The organism is Paenibacillus agricola, assembly GCF_011440305.1.
Lineage (GTDB): Bacteria > Bacillota > Bacilli > Paenibacillales > NBRC-103111 > Paenibacillus_S > Paenibacillus_S agricola.
Genome location: NZ_JAAOIW010000019.1, coordinates 1 through 18,827, shown reverse-complemented (window position 1 = coordinate 18,827; position 18,827 = coordinate 1). Strand labels below are relative to the sequence as shown.

Sequence of the window (18,827 nt, the reverse complement as noted above, 5' to 3'; positions counted from 1 at the left end):
GGGAATGAATAAAAAAGCGAAGTCCATCTCATCAAGAGGTGGGCTTCGCTTTCGTTTGCTGTGAATTTCCTCTTCTAGCTTTCCGAGGAAAGGCGCACAAGCTTCCACTCTGTTTCTCCATTGGTCGGGTCAAAAGGGAATTCATCGCCGCGATTCAGCGTCTCCTCGCGTCCCCACTCATTCTCATAGATGCCGGTTGTTTCAACCTCGTTACCTGAGATCGACTGCATGCTTTTATCGTTTGACATATGAGTCCTAAACCTCCTCTTATTTACATCAAGAAATAGCATGCCCCTTTTCATGCCTATATATAACTAAGCCAATATGGATATCCTATCTGTGTGGCAATATATTGTGAGGGTAGGTAATGGGAACATGAATATTGATAAAATGGTTGGTCGGATTCGCAAGGATGCCATTTCTTTTGAACATATGGAGGATTTGGATGTGATTATTGATGCGATAGGCGAAGCTAAAATCGTATTGCTCGGTGAGGCTAGTCATGGAACCTCAGAGTTTTATACGGTGCGCGCAGAGCTATCTAAGCGATTGATTCGGCAAAAGGGCTTTAATTTCGTTGCAGTGGAAGGGGACTGGCCCGCGTGCTACAGTGTCAATCAATTTATAAAAAGCGCTCAAGGTGCTGCCGAATCAGCTGAGCAGGCGCTTAGTGACTTTAATCGGTGGCCGACCTGGATGTGGGCAAATCGCGAGGTTACTGATTTTATTAACTGGATCCGTGCTACTAATCAAACGTTGGCAAGCGAGAACAGAATCGGTTTTTACGGTCTGGATATGTATAGCCTTTGGGAATCGATGGCGCATATCATCGCTTATTTGGAAAAGACAGGTTCGTCTCAGTTGGAGCTTGCCAAGAAAGCATTTGCATGCTTCGAACCTTTTGGCCGTGATGAGCAGTCCTATGGCATTTCCGCGGGCTTGCTAGGAGAAAGCTGTGAAGATGAGGTGGTGCAACTGCTGATCGCGATGAATAAGAAAAGGCATCAACATCCTGGTAGTGAAGCTTCACTTGATGCAGAGATTAATACGCTTGTTACAATGAACGCTGAAAAATATTACCGTACGATGGTCACTGGAGGACCCGAATCGTGGAATGTCCGTGATCGGCATATGGTGGAAGTGTTGAAGAGAACGTTGGATTTCTATGGAACGGAGGCTAAAGCGATCGTTTGGGAGCACAACACCCATATCGGCGATGCTCGTGCAACGGATATGGCCGATGAAGGCATGGTTAACGTGGGACAATTGATCCGGGAAGAACCTGAATGCAAACAAATGTTCGCCATAGGGTTTGGCACTCATCACGGTCAAGTTTTGGCAGGCCGAGCCTGGGGCTCTCCGGTTGAAGTTATGGACGTACCAAGGGCTATATCCGGTAGCTGGGAGGATTATATGCATCGTGCTGGCAATGGAAAGAACCAGCTATTACTCTTTGACAGCAGCCAGGACGAATTCAACGAGATTACAGGACATCGTGCGATTGGCGTCGTCTATGACCCCAACAGAGAATTTCATAACTATGTGCCATCACGTATGGCGCAGCGATATGACGCCTATATCCATATTGATGAAACGACAGCACTAAAACCTATTGCAATGGAATCGGTCATTTCGTTATTTACTTAATGTAAAAGAGTCGAGAGGCTCGTACATAGGACTTTTATGAACATGGCTTTGATAAAGCTTAATTTCAGTGACCGACCATTTAATGATGGACTCGTTTGCTTTTGGAAGATATGCCTCTATTGGAGCTGCCAAAGGTGCTTTACCTTTGTAGCGGCGGGCTATTGTTAAGTGAGGGTGAAATTTACGGTTTTCTTTGGGGAATCCGTGATCTTCCATGTGATCAATATGTTGTTGTAATTTGTTTAATGAATCCAGATCTCCCCCTACACCCGCCCATAAAATGTTGGGTGCTTCGAGAGGTCCAAACGTTCCCCAACCTTTCTCCGTTAATTCAAACGGCTGGATCATTTTTGAAACTTGGGCTAAATGGTTTTGTATTTTTGGGAATTGCTCTACAGATGCTTCACCTAAAAATTTGAGAGTTATGTGATAATCCTCCAGATGGACCCATTTTTGAAAAGGAAGCTTGTGTTGTAATAAGTTGACCTGCTCAGCCAATTGTATTCTCCATCCTTCGTCTATAGAAATTGCGATGAATAGGCGTGGAAATTCGGTAATCATGGAGCCATACCCCCTAAATTTGCTGAACGCCGTGATATTGTTTGTTATTTCTACTATTTTTATTAAGGATAGAACTAACAAAATCTTGAATAGAATAGACCATCCAGAAGAATGGCTAAACTTTTGCATAGAAAGGTAACGATTGCAAATAATAATAATAGAAATTGTCAGTAATTATATCAAGCAGAAGGTGAGGTTTTGTAAATGAAAAAGCAGAAGGTCGGAGATGGGGGCAATAAAGAGCAACTCCCCGTCATAATAAATGAAGATGTGGAATATAGTGCTGAGCTTGCAGATAATGAAGATGTGGAAGCAGCTAGTAGATCAGATGAAGCGGACAAGCGTCAGAAGCGAACCATCCAATCATAGGAGCCACTGAAAAAGTCCCGAAACATCAAAAACAGTCATCTTGCGCAATCGATTTTGCGAAAGATGACTGTTTTTGATGTTTGACTAAAATTTTGGAAGACTCGTATTTCTAACACTATGTGGTCATATTTAGTTATTCATGTTAAAATATTATTGTGGAAAAACAGAGTGGAGGACAATTGAGTATTACCGTTATATGATATATGTTCATAAGTTCAACCTAATTAATATGGGGTGACAAGTAGTTGATCTCATTAATGGCCGCGTAAATCGCGTTTTTTTTTTTTGTTTATGGGATAAAAATGTTGTTAAAAGTAATTGGCTAGGTATAACTGGCTTTAAAATAACGATAATGGAAGCTGATTTACACGCTATAAGGATTATTCGGTAAGACTTCTTCGCTACAGTTCTTGTCGTATTGCTTGTAACTATCATATAATAGTAAATAAATATTATAATCTATAGAGTAATAATTGATCTAGAAAAGATGTTAGGTCGCGCCCTGGCTTGCTTTAACTTCTAAGCAGGAGCGCCTATACATCCTTTCTGCAAATCTTAGGATATAAGGACGGTAAAAATGAGCGACAGAAAAACTAAAACAGACGTTATTTTAATTGGTGCCGGAATCATGAGTGCGACTCTGGGGTCCCTACTGAAAGAATTAGTACCGGACTGGGAAATTACAGTGATTGAGAGGCGCGAAAACGCAGGAGAGGAAAGTTCTAACGAATGGAATAATGCGGGAACGGGGCATTCTTCACTCTGTGAGCTTAACTACACCGTCGAACAACCGGACGGTTCCATAAATATTAGCAAAGCTATAAAAGTAAATGAAGAGTATCAGGTTTCAAAGCAGTTTTGGTCTTATCTTGTAAACAGCAAACTGATACGGAATCCGCGGGACTTTATTGTGCCAGTGCCTCATATGAGTTTTGTACAAGGGAAACAAGATGTAGCGTATTTAAAAAAACGTTTTGAAGCGCTGTCTAACAATCCATTGTTTCAAGGAATGGAATTTTCCAATGACCCGGAAAAACTAATGGAATGGATTCCGCTGATGATGAAAGACCGGACATTGAATGAACCTATAGCGGCAACAAGAATCGAATCTGGCACTGATGTCAACTTCGGCGCTTTAACGCGCATATTGTTTGACCACTTAAAGAGTAAAAACGTCGATCTAAAATTCAAACATAATGTTGATGATATTAAACGTACTAACGACGACTCGTGGGAATTGAAAGTGCGGAATGTCGATAGTGGTACCGTCGAACGCCATACTGCAAAATTCGTCTTTATCGGCGGCGGGGGAGGAAGTCTGCATTTACTGCAAAAATCCGGCATTCCTGAAGGAAAGGGTATTGGAGGATTTCCGGTAAGCGGACTATTTATGGTGTGTCAGAAACCGGATATTGTAGCGCAGCATCGTGCAAAAGTATACGGAAAAGCTGCTATTGGTGCTCCTCCAATGTCAGTTCCTCATCTTGACACAAGATTTATAGACAAGAAAGAATCGTTGTTCTTTGGACCGTTTGCCGGCTTCTCACCAAAGTTTTTAAAATTCGGTTCAATGTTTGATTTATTAACTTCCGTAAAACCGCATAATCTCGTAACTATGATGGCGGCAGGTGTAAAAAACGTTCCATTGACAACATACCTGATCAAGCAAGTTATGTTATCGAAAGAAAAGCGGATGGAAGCTTTACAGGAATTTGTCCCGAACGCCAAAGGCGAGGATTGGGATTTACTGTTAGCAGGCCAGCGTGTGCAAATTATCAAAGATACTGATGCTGGCAAAGGAACGCTTCAATTTGGTACGGAAGTTATTAGTGCCGCTGATGGCTCAATAGCTGCATTGCTCGGCGCTTCACCGGGTGCTTCTACCGCCGTTTCCGTCATGCTCGAGATCATAAAAAAATGCTTCCCGCAACATAAAAAAGCGTGGGAGCCGAAAATAAAAGAAATGATTCCTTCTTATGGCGTGTCACTGTTGAAAAACCCAGAGCTTATCCACGAAATTGAAACTTCAACAGCACGGACGCTGGGTCTAAGCGAAAACGTGCCGGTACAGATAGCACGCCGAACCGTATCATAAATATCATGGATGTGTGCTAAGTTATTTTTGTGTAGATTTCCATAGACGTGGTTATAGCATTCAGGGGTAGGGGTTCGCAGAAATGTGAATCCTTATTTGTTTTTTTGATTGAACAAAAATTAATCGTTGGTTATAACCATCAGGGAACAGTAGTGTCCGGCGAAACAAACATGAGTGCTTTTAGATCCCCGCCAATCGGTTTTTTTTATTTCAAAGCACCTATATTTGTGTCGCGATTCCCGAAAATTTACTGCAAATAGCAGTTCATTTTTTTTGCAACAATTTCAACCAATCATACGTTTGAGGTACTGTAAGCGAAAACTCAACGAGGTGATAGAAAGTGAAATCCCGTAAAAAACTTCTTAGCTTATCCGCTGCCGTCGTATTGTCCCTTACCTTAGCTGGGCAAAGCCTTGCTGCAACTGCAGCTTTCACCGATCTGGACCAGGTTGCGGCCAAAGATAAAATTATTTCTCTACAATCGCAGGGTCTCGTATCGGGTGTCAGCAATGGCCTGTTTCAGCCCAATGCTACTCTTTCAGCAGCGCAAGGCATTCAATTGATCGTCAAGGCGCTGGGTATGAACTTAGACGCTATCCGATTTGTAAAAGCGCCGCAGGCCACTGACTATTTTGCAAAAGCAAAAAATGACGCATGGTACTCGCAAAGCTTCATTATTGCGGCGAATAACGGCCTGAAGCTTTCTGCCGATCTCGATCCGGATCAGAAATGGACGAAGGCGACTTTCACCAAAGAATTGCTCCTTGCGCTTGATGGTCATAACATTTTGCACATGATCAAAATCCCAGTAATCGAGATCAAAGACAAGGCCGAAATTGCCCTTGACGATCTCGGTTCGGTCCAAGCCGCTATTTACAAAGAAATTGCAACTCTCGACGCCGACGGCAATTTCCATCCGAAAGCGGAGATTACACGCGCAGAAGCCGCTGAGATGATTTTTAACACGCTTAAATACGTCCACCCTACTCCGCATCAACCTTCATCGCCTTCATCCAACGACACTCCAAGGGATGGAAGCAGTCAACCGATGATCCCAGTAGGTGGACAAACGGATCAAGTAGGCCAAACCGTCTATGAGAATACCCAATATGGCTTCCGTTTCACGCTGCCGGACAGTTGGAAAAGGTACACGATCGTAACGGACAAATGGGAGGGTCTTTCTATAGGGGATGCGCAAGGCGATAAGGTCATAGAAAGCGGTGCGAAACTCAGCATCCGCCATCCCGAATGGACCGCGGAACAGCCTAGACAGGATATTCCTATTCTCGTCTTTACTGTCGACCAATGGAATGAGCTTCAGCAGGATAAGTTCCACATCGGCGCAGCGCCTATGGGCCCAAGCGAACTGACGCGCAATGGCAAATACGTGTTCGCACTTCCGGCGCGCTATAACTTTGCCTACCCTGATGGCTACCAAGAAGTGGAAGACATCTTGAAGAGCAATCCGATTCAACCGATGATCCCAGTCGGCGGCCAAACAGGTCAAGTAGGCCAAACCGTCTATGAGAATACCCAATATGGCTTCCGTTTCACGCTGCCGGACAGTTGGAAAAGGTACACGATCGTAACGGACAAATGGGAGGGTCTTTCTATAGGGGATGCGCAAGGCGATAAGGTCATAGAAAGCGGTGCGAAACTCAGCATCCGCCATCCCGAATGGACCGCGGAACAGCCTAGACAGGATATCCCTATTCTCGTCTTTACTGTCGACCAATGGAATGAGCTTCAGCAGGATAAATTCCACATCGGCGCAGCGCCTATCGGCCCAAGCGAACTGACGCGCAATGACAAATACGTGTTCGCACTTCCGGCGCGCTATAACTTTGCCTACCCTGATGGCTACCAAGAAGTGGAAGACATCTTAAAGAGCAATCCAATTCAACCGATGAAGTAATCAAATCTTACAAAAAAAGGTTACCCTAGGTCGTATACGGCCTAGGGTAACCTTTTTTTTACTTGTCACTATCCATCCACTGGAAGTGCGTGGAAAACGTTTGAATCTCCTTTCCTTCAGGTGTCATGATACACGCTGTAATGGATTTTTTATGAATATCCATGCCACATGCACGCATGAGTATATTCATTGAAAAAGACCCTGAAAAAGACCATTTCTATGGCTACTAGTAGTGGAGGCTGGTGCAAAAACCAAAATAGGGTTAATCTACCATGAGTGCTTCCCGTAAGGGAGCGACAGTCTGTGGTGCAGCGCGGGTCTTGCGCTGCATGGATGGCTAACGGGAACAATAGTGGAGGAGCTTGCTTCGGGCAGCTCCTCTAATGGCTATTAAAGTAACGGTCAGGATAGTGGAGCGAATGTCTCGCCCAATATCATAAAGTCAGAGCATTAGCGAAACTACCCCGTCTTACTTCATCCCCAACGAAACCCCTTTCGCAAAATTATTGACTTTACCTCGGATATGAAAAAAAACCGAAAAAAATGAACCTTTTCCAAACTCAAATTGTTAATATATGAAACAACGGAAAGGGGTGACTAGGACTTGACTGAGAAGGAACTGTTTGAAACCTACCAGAAAGAGATCTACAGAACCTGTTATTATATGCTTCGCCGGTCGGCGGATGCGGAGGACGTTTGCCAGGAAGTATTTATTACAGTATTCCGGCATGATTGGCAGAAAGTAGAGTTTTTGAAGACATGGTTAATAAAAATAGCGATGAATCACTGTCTTAACCATTTAAAAAAAGAAAACAGTTTCATACTTAAGGGAAGATTGCTTTGGCAAAATGCTACGGACAGAGCGGAAAAGCCTATCGAAGACATTGTGGAACAAAAGGAAACCGAAGTTGAATATGTTGGCCTTTTGCATCAATTGCCCGTTAAGATCAGAGCGGTTATGTCGCTTCGATATTTAAACGAATGCAATCTCAACGAAATCGCGGCTATCCTGAATATTCCCACGGGCACAGTGAAATCCAGATTGAACAAAGGGTTACAGATGATGAGGAAAATTATAAGTGCGAATGACTATACAGGAGGGGAATCAAATGAGAGACCAGGAAAAGGCAGAACAAACGTTAACTCGGTTACTGAACGATGAGGATCACTTAACTTATCCGGACTTTGAAGCGATGTGGGACCGAATCGAGCCACACCTCCCCGGGTCTAAAGAGAAGCTGCTGCCGGTAGTTCAGCAAGCAACCGGAAGAAAAAATGTGCGCGGATCAGTTCTCATAGTAGCGGCAGTCGTCCTGGTTGTGGCGACACCTGTATTTGCAGCTATCACCTACAATTGGGATAACTACCTTTATAGAAACGGCGGAATCCAGTCCGCCTTGCAACAAGGGCTGGGACAATCCCTCGAAAAGTCGGTTAAGCAAGATGGTGTGAATCTTACCGTTCATACGGCCGTCGTGGACGAGAACCGGACGGTGCTTTTGTTTAGCGTGAATGCACCGAATGTTAAGTCGAATCAACTTGCTCGTTTTGCCGAAATGTCATTGAAAACCGTTGATGGCCGGATGATAGAAGGCAACCACAGGCTCATGTGGGATAACGAAAATAAGGTTTGGCGTGGAACTTTCGAAGCTCAATGGACGCCGGAAACCGTAGAGTCGGATGTTCAACTATTGGCTCAAGATCTACAATTCTATTCGGCCGCAGAGCAAGTGGTTCCTTTTCAATCCTCTGATGATCAGTTACAGTCGTTTGATATTAAGAATGATGGGATTCAGCGAATCGTGATTCAGCCTTTCGTCCAAGGGGACAAAATCCTGCTGGCTTCCTCTGTGTTCTTCAACCAACCGGAAGTGAAAAACTGGGCTTCCCCATCAATAGGCGTTTATAAGGGAAGCATCATAGTGAACGAGGCCAGCCACGGGTTTTACGGCAAGCCCGGAGAACAAGGGGAATACACCTTTCAGCAATTTTATCATGCCGCGGACCTGACAGATTCGTCCTTGATTTATAAATTGCTGTACTTGAAGAAGGATCAGGAGGTAGGCAATAAATGGTCATTTGATCTGCAATTGAATAAGCAACAAATGGTGAGCGGGACGATAAAACGTGAGCTGAACATACCGATTGAATCCGGTGCCGGCAAAATGACGTTGAAGCAAATGGTCGTAACTCCAACTCGAATCCGAATCATGGCATCCCATGAAAAGAATCAAACACTTGTCTTCAAGAAGCATCGTCTGGAAGTGGACGGCAAGGAGATCCAGAACGGCAATACGTTCCAACAGAAAAGCCCTGAAGAAACGGATTTCTATTTTGAAGTGCCACCTAATGTGAAAATCACGGAGCATACGCCGATAGCTTTAGTAATGAACTATGAGGTTTTAGAACATTCCGATGAGAAAGCTCCTATTATTTTGAAGGATATCAGCACAGAGAAGAAGACGATGACCACACAAGTTGGAGGGTTTTCCGTCCAATGGACGTATTATAAGCAGAACGGCGATCTCTTTGTACAAAGCGAAGCTGCAGACCCCAATTTTGGCGGTATCAATCAAACTTATATCATTAAGGATGGGAAAACCATGCCGGGCAAGCAGGTTACAACCAATTTTACCGGAGACGGAAACAACCAAGCCATTGATGTGTATAAGGATTATCAAGAAAAAGACGCCGCGATCTATATATACTGGTATTACACCGATAACCCGGACAAGGGACTTAGGGTAGAGTTAAATAGATGAATCCTGAATGTTCTCTCACTGAGCAACGCGAGAAACGGACCGGTTCGAATTGAACGGATCTGTTTTTCCTTGACGGGAAGAAAGCTGTAGCATGCTGAGCCACCGACATAAACCATATATTGAGCAGAAGCCGATGTCCGGCGACACAAACATGAGTGCTTTTTAATCCCCGCCAATCGGGGATTTTTTATTTCAAAGCACCTATGTTTATGTCGCGAGGTCACGACACAAACATAGGTGCTTAATCGTTTTGCGACACAAACATATGCGTATAATCGCGTGATATTAAAAGTTGGATTTGTAATGGATTATTCACATGACCATAGACATAAGCTGTTGGTAGGACATGAATCCAGAAATAATATTGAATAGTTCAAAGCTTGCATTAGACTTGTTCACTAAGCTAACGGGTACAAGAGTGAAGAGATGGAACCGATCCACAAACGGGCAGGAAATTCAGCGTTGATTTATTTTGCGCGTTCTGATGATAACATATGCACAAAACCCGTATTTTGTACATATGTATATACTTATGTATATATATACTTACTAAAATATAATAACTATAACACTTTTGTCGGATGACAAGAACATTGTCCGATAACTGACATGAACATTGTCCGATTATGCTCGCCGCTCGGTTCGGATGATGATATAGCCGATGAGGCATTCCAGCTTATGCTTGGTCTTGATCCGCTCTTCATGGTTCCCACGGTTTGCAGCCGCAACGATTAGTGGTGACGGTACGTATACAGTAGCTTCTTAACGTCTTCGACCTGCTGAGTTTCCACCATACAGGAATTTCAGCAACCGGATCATCTGTTGGTCGTGATTGGCCCCTTCCTCCCAGTATGAGGTATACATCTCAAATGGCGTGAGGAGCAGCAACGGTGATTGGCTATTGAATTGTTTTTCCGAGCATGAATTCATCCGCGAGGAGTACCCTTGCTGCACGCTTTCCCTGGTTAATTTTTTTATTGCCATTGTAACCGCCCTTCCTCATTTTGCGATGTGATTCGCCTTGTGTGACCGAGCCAATGTTCAAATTGATGCAGCATCATTTCAAGGACAGTAGCATGGTTGTCAATTCCACTCAATTTCTCTCAGTATTTTTAATGAAAAAAAACAAGTAGAAAACCAACAGACAGAATAAAATTAACCCTCTATACCACGGTCCCCAAATAAATAAAATCAGGGATAATATTATGAAGCCCGCAGAAATTGTGTACCCTAATGAAGAAAAAACTCTCCTTTTTTTTATTAGTTGCATTACTGAAGATTCGACAAATATTACATACATAATCGTATTAAATATTAGGGAGTAACCTAAGAATTTAGTGAAAATATCTCCATTATTAGCAACTATAATCATAAAACCTAGAAAGAAAATGACAAAAAGAATTAAGAATGTATAAAATAGCGGTATAAAGAACGGATCGAATATTCTACGAATAAATACAAATGTAGGTAATACAATACCTTCTTCATTTCGAGAATCGTATCTATTATCTTGCTTAAGGAGCAAATAATTTATTTCATCATTTAGCCTATCAATAATCTTCTGTAAGGAGTGGCTGTTAATTCCTTTACTGGTTATCCATTCGTTAATCGAATATCTTAATGGATAAGGAAATACAGAAATATTACGGGTTAGCTTTTCATTTAACACGTAAATGTCAATTTTTGCTGCTTGATATTTTAATAGTTCTAATTTTGTCTCCATGTAAATGCTCAATGTTCTGCAAAGCAATTCCTCATCGTCTTTTTTGTTCCCTATGTATTTCATGCGTATTTCCTTATACATCCATAACACTATAAGAATAAAAATGACATACCATCCAAAGTTAGGATCATTATTAAAATAAGATTTAAGCCAGTCAAATATTTCTTTTAATAGAGGCATTAGTTTCTCCTTCACTTAAATCAAAATTATGATGACTGTGGTACCGTAATGAGATACAGTGCCTTAGCCTTTTTGTATAGCCTGGATCCAGACATTTTTGCTGTAGCATTTGGACTGGACCAGAATAGCATACCAGTTTTGGCGATAACGAGTTGAGCAACATAATCTCCGTCACCTTGCGTAATGCTTGCATCAAAACCGTGTTTTTAAATAGTACTTCCATAGTTTGTTCATTTAGTTCATTTTCTGAATGATCAAAACTACTATCACGACAGCAAAAGCAAGGTTAACTACGCTAATAGAGGTGGATTGCGTATTAGTGAATTAATACGTACCGAAAAAGGAACCAACCATTTCGTTTTCTTACTTTTCTTTACTTTTTCATCTAGCCATATTAATAACTTTCCATTTCTTATTTCAGGTATTCCATGTTTCGACATTATGGAATAAAATTCCTCTTTTTAAGTTAAGAAAATTCTCCTTAATCATGGTTTTTTATTCCTATATTTGGTATTGCTACTTGATATAATATGCCAAAATACCCCAACCTATATGGGGCTGTTAGACAACCCCATATGCTTGAATACTTTAGAATCCTGCGACGAAATTAATGACTTGTAATAGGCTGTAAGGAAAGCAGCATGATCTTGGTCGATCACGACTGAATTAGGTAACTCTAACGTTTTTGCAAATGTGGTCTTTCCACTATCTGTTTTCCCGACCGTAATAATTACTAATCGTTTCATTTAAATAGCCCCCCATCTTTTTTATTCGACTCTATTGCCCTTTAGCCGCAGGAAACTGCTCCTTGGTTCGATTAACCAACGTTGCCGTTAGCTCAATAATTCCCCTTTTGATGTTATTCTTTATTATGCTTTAACTTGGTATATTGCATAGTGGAATCTCCATGGGTAAATAATCAGCAAAGTAGTATAATTTCGTGAGAAATACGTAAATTTAGCTTAATCAACATAACCTTTACTACTTTTCATAAACAAATCACTATTATATTAAGGTGCATAAATGGCTCTGTTTTGACCTACAAGGATGGGGTGAAGCCCAGCTTTTTGACCGCTTTTGGCTGATGGATCGACAGTCCCTCCAGCAACCACCGAAACTCCTGTGGCGTGATCGAGCGTACGGCCTCCGCATTCATGGGCCGCTGGTATTGGCCGGATTCCAGCCGTTTGTACAACAGGACGAATCCATCGCCTTCCCAGTACAAGGCTTTCATCCGGTCGCACTTGCGGCCGCAGAACAGAAACAAATGATTCTGGAACGGGTTCAACTGTAGCTGATGTTGCACCAAGTGAATGAATCCATCCATGGACTTTCGCATATCCGTATAACCACAGGCGATATACAGTTGATCGGCCTTCGAGATGTCACCGAACATACTGCAGGATGCGAAGCGTCTGTTTGAGAAGTGCAGTAGACGCATGCGGATGAATTTCAATCGTAACGGCATCCGTACGAAGAATGTTGGCCGCTTGTTTATGGCTCGCTTCGGAACGTGGGGCGTTCGTCCGCAAAGATGGAGGGACCGGTACGAGAGTGGGTTCATTCGGGGAGGAGAAGGCGGGATGGGATTCACACGCAGCTTCACGGATTTTCCGAAGCCAGTAGTAATAGCTTTTCACATTGACTTCGTGATCGGCACACCAGCGAACCACGGTCTGACCACTGGAACGGCAGTCACGAATGATCTCAGTCCATTGCTGGAGTCGATAGCGATTTCTCATTTCACCAGTTTGCAATTGGACACACTCCCATTAGAGTTTTTCGAGTAGAGTCGAAAAACTCCAACGACTTACTAACGGAATTGTCTCAAAGTCTAGATTGGATTGGAATACACCTTCTTATTTGACGCTGCTATGAACGTGACTTGTCAAGCCCCGATGTTTTCCGCTAAAACACTACGCGCGAAGGCAAAATGTGAGCGACGGTTTGCACACTGCTATTCGTGGTTGGGTACCACATGGTAAGCCTACGTCAAAGGGAGCTTTTGCCAACTTACAACGCACTTTCGGCATACGTAAACCTTAGTGCAGCGTCAAACCGCGAATTCTCCCTTGTACCTATCCTTTGCCTCCGGGCGTTCTTGTCAACCCGAAAAAATAACAACTCTCAAAAACAACACAAACACAAAAACACCGCCGCCTCTTTTTATGTGGCGATGTTTATATAGTCCATCTGTTGTTTTATCAAAGATTCTCATCTGATGATAGTAAGAAAGATTGATTCACTCTGTTCCCATTGATATAAATAATTTTGTTCCCCTACTATTCTATAGTTCGTTTATTGAACTGAAAAAAACTTCTTTTTCAATTTGAGAATCATAATTTTGACTATATTCTAAATATAGCTCTTCTTTCTTTTCAAAATAAGATTTCTCCGATCTCTTTGCTTTTACAGCTGCAACTTTATAATTATGTTCACGACAGGCTTTCATAAAAGAATTATTCATCCTATCAAAGAAAATTTCATACCAAGAGTTATAAAATTTTTCATCACACCTATTAGTAAAATTATGAAGATGGTTTAACCACTCTAATACACTACCATAATTTTGATAATTGAATACCTCTATTTCTTGTATACAATCCAATAATATTCCCCACATTGAATTTCTTTGATCTTCTGTTTCTTTATAGTTTTTCAAACTTATTTCCTGTGGCCAAATTTGTAACAACTCACCTTCGGAAGGCTTATTAAATAGTGATCCAAAATGGAGTGTCATTAATTCATCAAAAGCAACTTTTTCATTTCCAACAAATCCATAAACATCTGATAGCATCACTTTCTCACGGTTAATTTCTACTTGTTTAGTAAATGTATAATTATATGCATCATTGAATATACGATACCAAGTTACATTGAAGACACTTCCATCAAATCCTAATATATTAGAAGACAGATTCGTCCTGTATTTCCATTTTGTCCTAGGTCCAATCACTACAAATAATCTTTGGAAAATCTTAGTGGCCTCATCAATTAGAATCTTGGCAAATGGAAGCACCTTTTCTTTATCTAATAACACAATTTTTAATTTTTCGATATTTATATAACCATCACCTAGATGTTCTTGATCAATTATCGACGTAACTAATGAAGTAATAGATATTAAATTCATATCGTTCATCAATTCAGGATTCTTTAAAAAGTTCTGATCTTTTCCACAAAATGGCGCAAGTCTTTTACGCATGATTTCAACACGTTTGTTCGCAAGGGTCTCCGGGATTCTATTTCGTTTTAAAGTACTTATGATTTTATTAGATTTAAATAAAAGATCTAAAACTTTTCCATCAAACTCAGTGTAATCCCCATTTTTCTCTTCCAAGAGCAGCCATTCTTTGTTCTTAGAAATAATAAGGTCACTCTGCTCATCTATGTGAGAAGCAACAACATATGTCATAATACTAGGTTTTTGTGAGTATAATATTTCAATCTCGTTTAGAAAAGTAGTAGCGGCCCCTGGACGTATAGGCTCAACAAAGAAAGCTGCAGATAAGCCTGGATAATCAACATTAAATATTTGTCGATACCTCTCAATTAACATTGGCTCCTCAGCTGGATTAGCATGATCTAATCCATATGTATCAACTAGAATTATGCTATTAATATTTAATGGTTGTAATTTAGAATAGTATTCTTTATTGATGATACTAGTAATAATAACTTTCTCAATCATTCCGGAAAGAGAGCTCTTTTCACTTAATTGTGTATTGACAACCGTTAGACATAATTCGAGTAACCCTTTATAACTTTCATCAAGTGTAAATTTAAAGACAATAGGTTCATTGTCATTAGGAATATTAATATGATTCTTAAATTGTAATTGAACTGCCTTAATAATAATTTGATACGCTATCGTAAAAAATAGAATCCAAACTCTTTCTACTAACTCTGATGTGTTTTCACTTATATTGTACTTACTACTATCAGTTTCAGAACTATTTATTATTTTAAAATCCGTTAATTTTTTTAGATCAAAAAATTTGAATTGCTGTGCATCTGTATCTTGTTTTTTCTGGACATCTGTTATTACTATACATATTTCTTTAAATAATTCTTCTAGTTCCCAAACAATAGAAGTTGACAGAAAATTAAATTCCCTTACATCAAAAAAGTCAGTGGAGTAAATTACAGCTTCTATTAGATCATCATAATATTCTTCTATTTGCTCTTTCATCCAGTCGATTGTAAGATCTGTTTTATTTTCCTTTTTTAAAAACCCAGAAAATTTTTCAATCACTTGATCAGTTCTCTTCCGAACAAATGTCCTCTCATTCAAAAATGAGATAATTACATCTGTAGGTTTATCTTCGCTTTTTAGTAGAAAGCGATACTCTGCATAAGACCGTGTAGTTTGACCTCGACCTACAGATTTAATTAATTCAGGGTGTCGACTGAATGAACGTATGAAGGCCGACTTCCCTGAAGCGGATCTTCCAATAACAGCAGCTTTTATTGTTTTTTTTCGAGAATTAATCAATTTTTACGACCTCCCTATCTATTCAATTTTATGAAGTACTGATCAAGTTCATTAAGTATATAAATAATAAGATCTTGTTTTTTTAGCTCTATATCTTTAAAAATATCGGGAGATTGGATTAGTCGTTCTTCGATCTCATCGATTAATTTAGAATATGCCAAGTTCTTCTGTATTAATTCTTCAATCAAACTATTAAAGAAATTGGATACACTTGATTTTTCCTCTTTCCCGCGAATTTTGAAATAAAAGTCGTCCATTAGTGAAGAATAGTCCCATGGAATCTGATCATTATGTTGTTCAACAACTTTTTTCCGAACTCTCTTTAATACTGATTCAATTCTTTCTGTTCCATACTCTTTAATTGTCTCACCCAAATAATAAGTAAAAGTTCCATGCCCATCTATGTCTCTTTCGTGTGCAGGCTGATTTGGACCAGTAGCAAAGGCAATGTAAGCTCCCTTTGATTTGTATATATCATTATGTATCATCCCTCTAGTACGAGTTGTATATTCGAGTTTTTCCCTACAACAATCTAATAGAATTATCCCAGTGAAATTATCACTAGAAGAAAACTCATTAATAAGATTCGTGGTATCAACCAATTCTGAGAAGAAATTTTCATTCTCAGTTGTACTACAATCACTGGGAACTAAATATTGTCTCCCTTCTATTTCAACTCCATGTCCAGCAAAATATAGTAGTCCAGTATCATGTTGAGATAAACTGTATCGAAAATTCAAAATAGCATCTTGAAGCTGTTCCCTACTAGTATTCAGCTGTATAGTAGTTTCAAAATTGCAATCTTCAAAGATTGTACTCATATATTTTGCGTCATTAACAGAGCACCGCAGTTTATTCCAATGAATGTAATTATCGATCCCCACTAGAAGTGCTTGCCTACTCAAACAAATTCACCCTTCCGATAACCAAAATACAAATAACCAAAATACAAATATTGCTCACAAGAGAGGCAATATAGTAATATATTCTACACAAAATTACAAAAACCTCCATCTTATAATACAATTATCCATTTAATTCATCATTCTCATGCGCGGCATCTTCAGCATCTCGCTTGTATTCGAAACATGCGACGTAGTCATCCGCAAAGCGGATGAGATACGCCTCTCCTTGTACGCACTTCTTGAACCGTTTCTTGAACCAGAGGTCCAGCACGTAATGCAAATAGATGTTCGCCAGCAAGGGACTAATCGGTCAGCCTTGTGGCGTTCCTTCCTCATTTCTCGTGACGACGCCTTGTTGCATGACTCCTGCCCGCAACCATTTTCCGATTAGCCGTAGAATGGCTGGGTCAGCGATACGTTGTTGGACCATCTTCATCAGCCATTCGTGGTTGATGTGGTTGAAGTAGCTGCGGATATCCGCTTCGAATACATGCCTGACTTTCTTGGTTACTATGCACGTTCGGAGCGCCTGAAGCGCCATATGCGGGTTTCTTCCCGGACGAAATCCATAAGATAGACCCAGAAAATCTTGTTCATAGATGGCTTCGACTATTCTTGCTACCGCTCGTTGGACGAGGCGGTCTTCCACAGTAGGGATGCCAAGTGGGCGTGTCTTTCCATTTCCTTTCGGAATGTCCACTCTCCTTACAGGTGGAGCCTGGTAGCGATTTTGTCTGAGCCGCGCCCATAGATGTTCGGTCCGTTCTTTCAGATTTTCTTCAAACTGTACCGTTGTTTCCCCATCTACTCCGCTCGCCCCTTTGCGGTTCATCATCCCCCAGGTCTCTTGCAGAAACTCCGGTGTCATGAGATGCGCCAGTGACGTAAACTGGATCTTCTTATCTTGCCGAGCTTTCTCTGCTATCTTAGCCAGTTGTGTTGACATACAAGGTCCACCTCTGTGTGTGGGGTATGTTTCGCTGTTAAGAACTTACTCTGTCCTGCCGCTTCCCCCTGTACGCGGCCTTCCCGCGCTCCGAGTACTACCAGCAGGTCCGACTTCCACCGCGGCATCCGCTCCCCTATGGATGGTCCTTTCAGTCGGCGTAATCCGCATTTTTTTTCTCGCGAAGACCGCGATGGATCTCCCTAGTTCCGTGATGCTTCCATTTCCGCCATGCCGTGCTCTCAGACCCCGCCGGGGTCTCCGATTTCCTCGCCTTTGTCGGAAATCTACTGTAGCCTTCCAAGTTTTCGACCTTGTCGGCCCCCGGACATCTCACGAGGCTCTATCGCTTCACTTGCGTTACGGCCTGGACGTCGCTCTGTCTACGCTTAACCCGCATCGTTGCCTTTGCGTGTTCAAGACTCGATTCCGGGTAGGGTGGCTCTTCCCTTTGCCCGGGTGGGAATTGCACCCACTGAAAGCACCCAGCTTACCTAGGCGCACCGAAGAACCCCAAAACGTCAATGTCTACGACATAATGCAGTTGTGAGTGGTTGACAAGGAATTGTACCCTGGCCATCGCATGGTGCGTTGACCGGAGGGGGCGAAAACCATAGCTATGCTTGTAAAACTGGGATTCTGCTATGGGTTCAACACTTGCTTGAAGCATTGCTGAATGATGCGACCCAAGATACAGGGAATTCCGAGAGGCCTTAATTTGTCATTATCTTTTTCTATGAGTTTCCGTCTAACTTTTTTGGGCTGATAGTTTTGTAGCTTGGTTTGGATTACAGATACTAATTCATCGTCGGATAGCTTTTGTATGTCAGAGATGGTTTTTCCATCCGTTCCAGGCGTCTTTGAACCTTTGTTGGATTTCATCATACGATAGGCCAATAAGATATTTTCCCTGGATGTAATTATGTCGTATAAGTTCGAGAAAACTTCCTGTTTCATAGCTCTGTCGTATAATTCCGTAAAGCGTTCCGTCATTCCGTAATAATCCCAATATCTCAAAGCATGCATTGTGGCATCCCTCCTTGCGAGGTGATGTTCCCACGTTCTTACCCGACCGGTGCCATTCACGTTTGGAAAATGATCGTTTTTTTTCTACGCCTGACCATTTAACTAACAAGGATTTCCATTAGCCTTCGTCGAAGTATTCTCTACCTACTTTGACGGAGGTTTTCGTAATGCCATTACCGAAAAATCGAATTGTTCCTGAAAGA

General features: G+C 41.4%; 16 protein-coding genes and 2 pseudogenes. 8 read left to right on the top strand and 10 right to left on the bottom strand.

What is annotated here, in order from left to right; all coding sequences use genetic code 11:
- Positions 1–74: 74 nt before the first annotated feature.
- On the bottom strand, positions 75–248 hold the full coding sequence (locus tag G9U52_RS32050; protein WP_166155330.1) for a hypothetical protein: 174 nt from the start codon (positions 246–248) through the stop codon (positions 75–77).
- A 127-nt stretch (positions 249–375) separates the two neighbouring features.
- Between G9U52_RS32050 and G9U52_RS32045 the strand changes: the two genes are divergently transcribed.
- A complete protein-coding gene (locus tag G9U52_RS32045) occupies positions 376–1,647 on the top strand; it encodes an erythromycin esterase family protein (protein ID WP_166155356.1) in 1,272 nt (423 codons plus the stop codon).
- On the opposite strand, the gene thpR is transcribed toward G9U52_RS32045, so the two are convergent.
- Positions 1,636–2,208, bottom strand: coding sequence for an RNA 2',3'-cyclic phosphodiesterase (gene thpR, locus G9U52_RS32040; protein WP_166155354.1), 573 nt, complete (start codon positions 2,206–2,208; stop codon positions 1,636–1,638). The two genes, G9U52_RS32045 and thpR, sit on opposite strands and share 12 nt — an antisense overlap.
- Before the next feature lie 204 nt (positions 2,209–2,412).
- Here thpR and G9U52_RS32035 point away from each other — a divergent pair, with 204 nt between their 5' ends.
- The 6 genes from G9U52_RS32035 to G9U52_RS41105 all read left to right on the top strand — a co-directional run bounded on the left by G9U52_RS32035 (position 2,413) and on the right by G9U52_RS41105 (position 10,084).
- Entirely contained in the window at positions 2,413–2,577 is a 165-nt protein-coding gene (locus G9U52_RS32035) for a YfhD family protein (RefSeq protein ID WP_166155352.1), read from the top strand.
- Positions 2,578–3,154: 577 nt separating this feature from the next.
- Positions 3,155–4,672 (top strand): malate:quinone oxidoreductase, encoded by a 1,518-nt coding sequence (locus G9U52_RS32030; protein ID WP_166155350.1) that lies wholly within the window; start codon positions 3,155–3,157, stop codon positions 4,670–4,672.
- A gap of 340 nt (positions 4,673–5,012) precedes the next feature.
- Positions 5,013–6,587 (top strand): S-layer homology domain-containing protein, encoded by a 1,575-nt coding sequence (locus G9U52_RS39485; RefSeq protein ID WP_311764953.1) that lies wholly within the window; start codon positions 5,013–5,015, stop codon positions 6,585–6,587.
- 604 nt (positions 6,588–7,191) lie between these two features.
- Complete coding sequence (locus G9U52_RS32020; protein ID WP_166155348.1) at positions 7,192–7,749, top strand: RNA polymerase sigma factor; 558 nt, start codon at positions 7,192–7,194, stop codon at positions 7,747–7,749.
- Positions 7,697–9,349, top strand: a complete 1,653-nt coding sequence (locus tag G9U52_RS32015; protein WP_166155346.1) for a DUF4179 domain-containing protein — start codon at positions 7,697–7,699, stop codon at positions 9,347–9,349. The genes G9U52_RS32020 and G9U52_RS32015 overlap by 53 nt, the downstream gene beginning before the upstream one ends.
- A 609-nt stretch (positions 9,350–9,958) precedes the next feature.
- Positions 9,959–10,084, top strand: coding sequence for a hypothetical protein (locus G9U52_RS41105; RefSeq protein ID WP_279538784.1), 126 nt, complete (start codon positions 9,959–9,961; stop codon positions 10,082–10,084).
- Between the two features lie 27 nt (positions 10,085–10,111).
- Here G9U52_RS41105 and G9U52_RS32010 read toward each other — a convergent pair whose 3' ends face one another.
- From G9U52_RS32010 to tnpB, 4 genes and pseudogenes are all read right to left on the bottom strand, one after another.
- Complete coding sequence (locus G9U52_RS32010; RefSeq protein ID WP_166155344.1) at positions 10,112–10,333, bottom strand: hypothetical protein; 222 nt, start codon at positions 10,331–10,333, stop codon at positions 10,112–10,114.
- Positions 10,334–10,442: 109 nt separating this feature from the next.
- Positions 10,443–11,252 (bottom strand): Asp23/Gls24 family envelope stress response protein, encoded by an 810-nt coding sequence (locus G9U52_RS32005; protein WP_166155342.1) that lies wholly within the window; start codon positions 11,250–11,252, stop codon positions 10,443–10,445.
- 563 nt (positions 11,253–11,815) lie between these two features.
- Positions 11,816–11,998 (bottom strand): annotated as a pseudogene (locus G9U52_RS32000) (ATP-binding protein); the annotation flags it as partial.
- A 293-nt stretch (positions 11,999–12,291) separates the two neighbouring features.
- Positions 12,292–12,648: an IS66 family insertion sequence element accessory protein TnpB gene (gene tnpB, locus G9U52_RS31995; RefSeq protein WP_279538783.1), complete on the bottom strand. Its 357-nt coding sequence runs from the start codon at positions 12,646–12,648 to the stop codon at positions 12,292–12,294.
- Between tnpB and G9U52_RS31990 the strand changes: the two genes are divergently transcribed.
- Entirely contained in the window at positions 12,635–13,042 is a 408-nt protein-coding gene (locus tag G9U52_RS31990; RefSeq protein ID WP_207953347.1) for a hypothetical protein, read from the top strand. The genes tnpB and G9U52_RS31990 overlap by 14 nt on opposite strands.
- 497 nt (positions 13,043–13,539) lie before the next feature.
- Here G9U52_RS31990 and G9U52_RS31985 read toward each other — a convergent pair whose 3' ends face one another.
- The 4 genes and pseudogenes from G9U52_RS31985 to G9U52_RS31970 all read right to left on the bottom strand — a co-directional run.
- A complete protein-coding gene (locus tag G9U52_RS31985; RefSeq protein WP_166155336.1) occupies positions 13,540–15,747 on the bottom strand; it encodes a hypothetical protein in 2,208 nt (735 codons plus the stop codon).
- Between the two features lie 14 nt (positions 15,748–15,761).
- Positions 15,762–16,652: a caspase family protein gene (locus G9U52_RS31980; RefSeq protein ID WP_166155334.1), complete on the bottom strand. Its 891-nt coding sequence runs from the start codon at positions 16,650–16,652 to the stop codon at positions 15,762–15,764.
- A 310-nt stretch (positions 16,653–16,962) separates the two neighbouring features.
- The gene (locus tag G9U52_RS31975) at positions 16,963–17,598 is read right to left on the bottom strand and encodes a reverse transcriptase domain-containing protein (RefSeq protein WP_166155332.1); all 636 of its coding nucleotides are present in this window, start codon (positions 17,596–17,598) and stop codon (positions 16,963–16,965) included.
- A gap of 505 nt (positions 17,599–18,103) precedes the next feature.
- A pseudogene (locus G9U52_RS31970) lies at positions 18,104–18,624 on the bottom strand (reverse transcriptase domain-containing protein); the annotation flags it as partial.
- Positions 18,625–18,827: the final 203 nt, after the last annotated feature.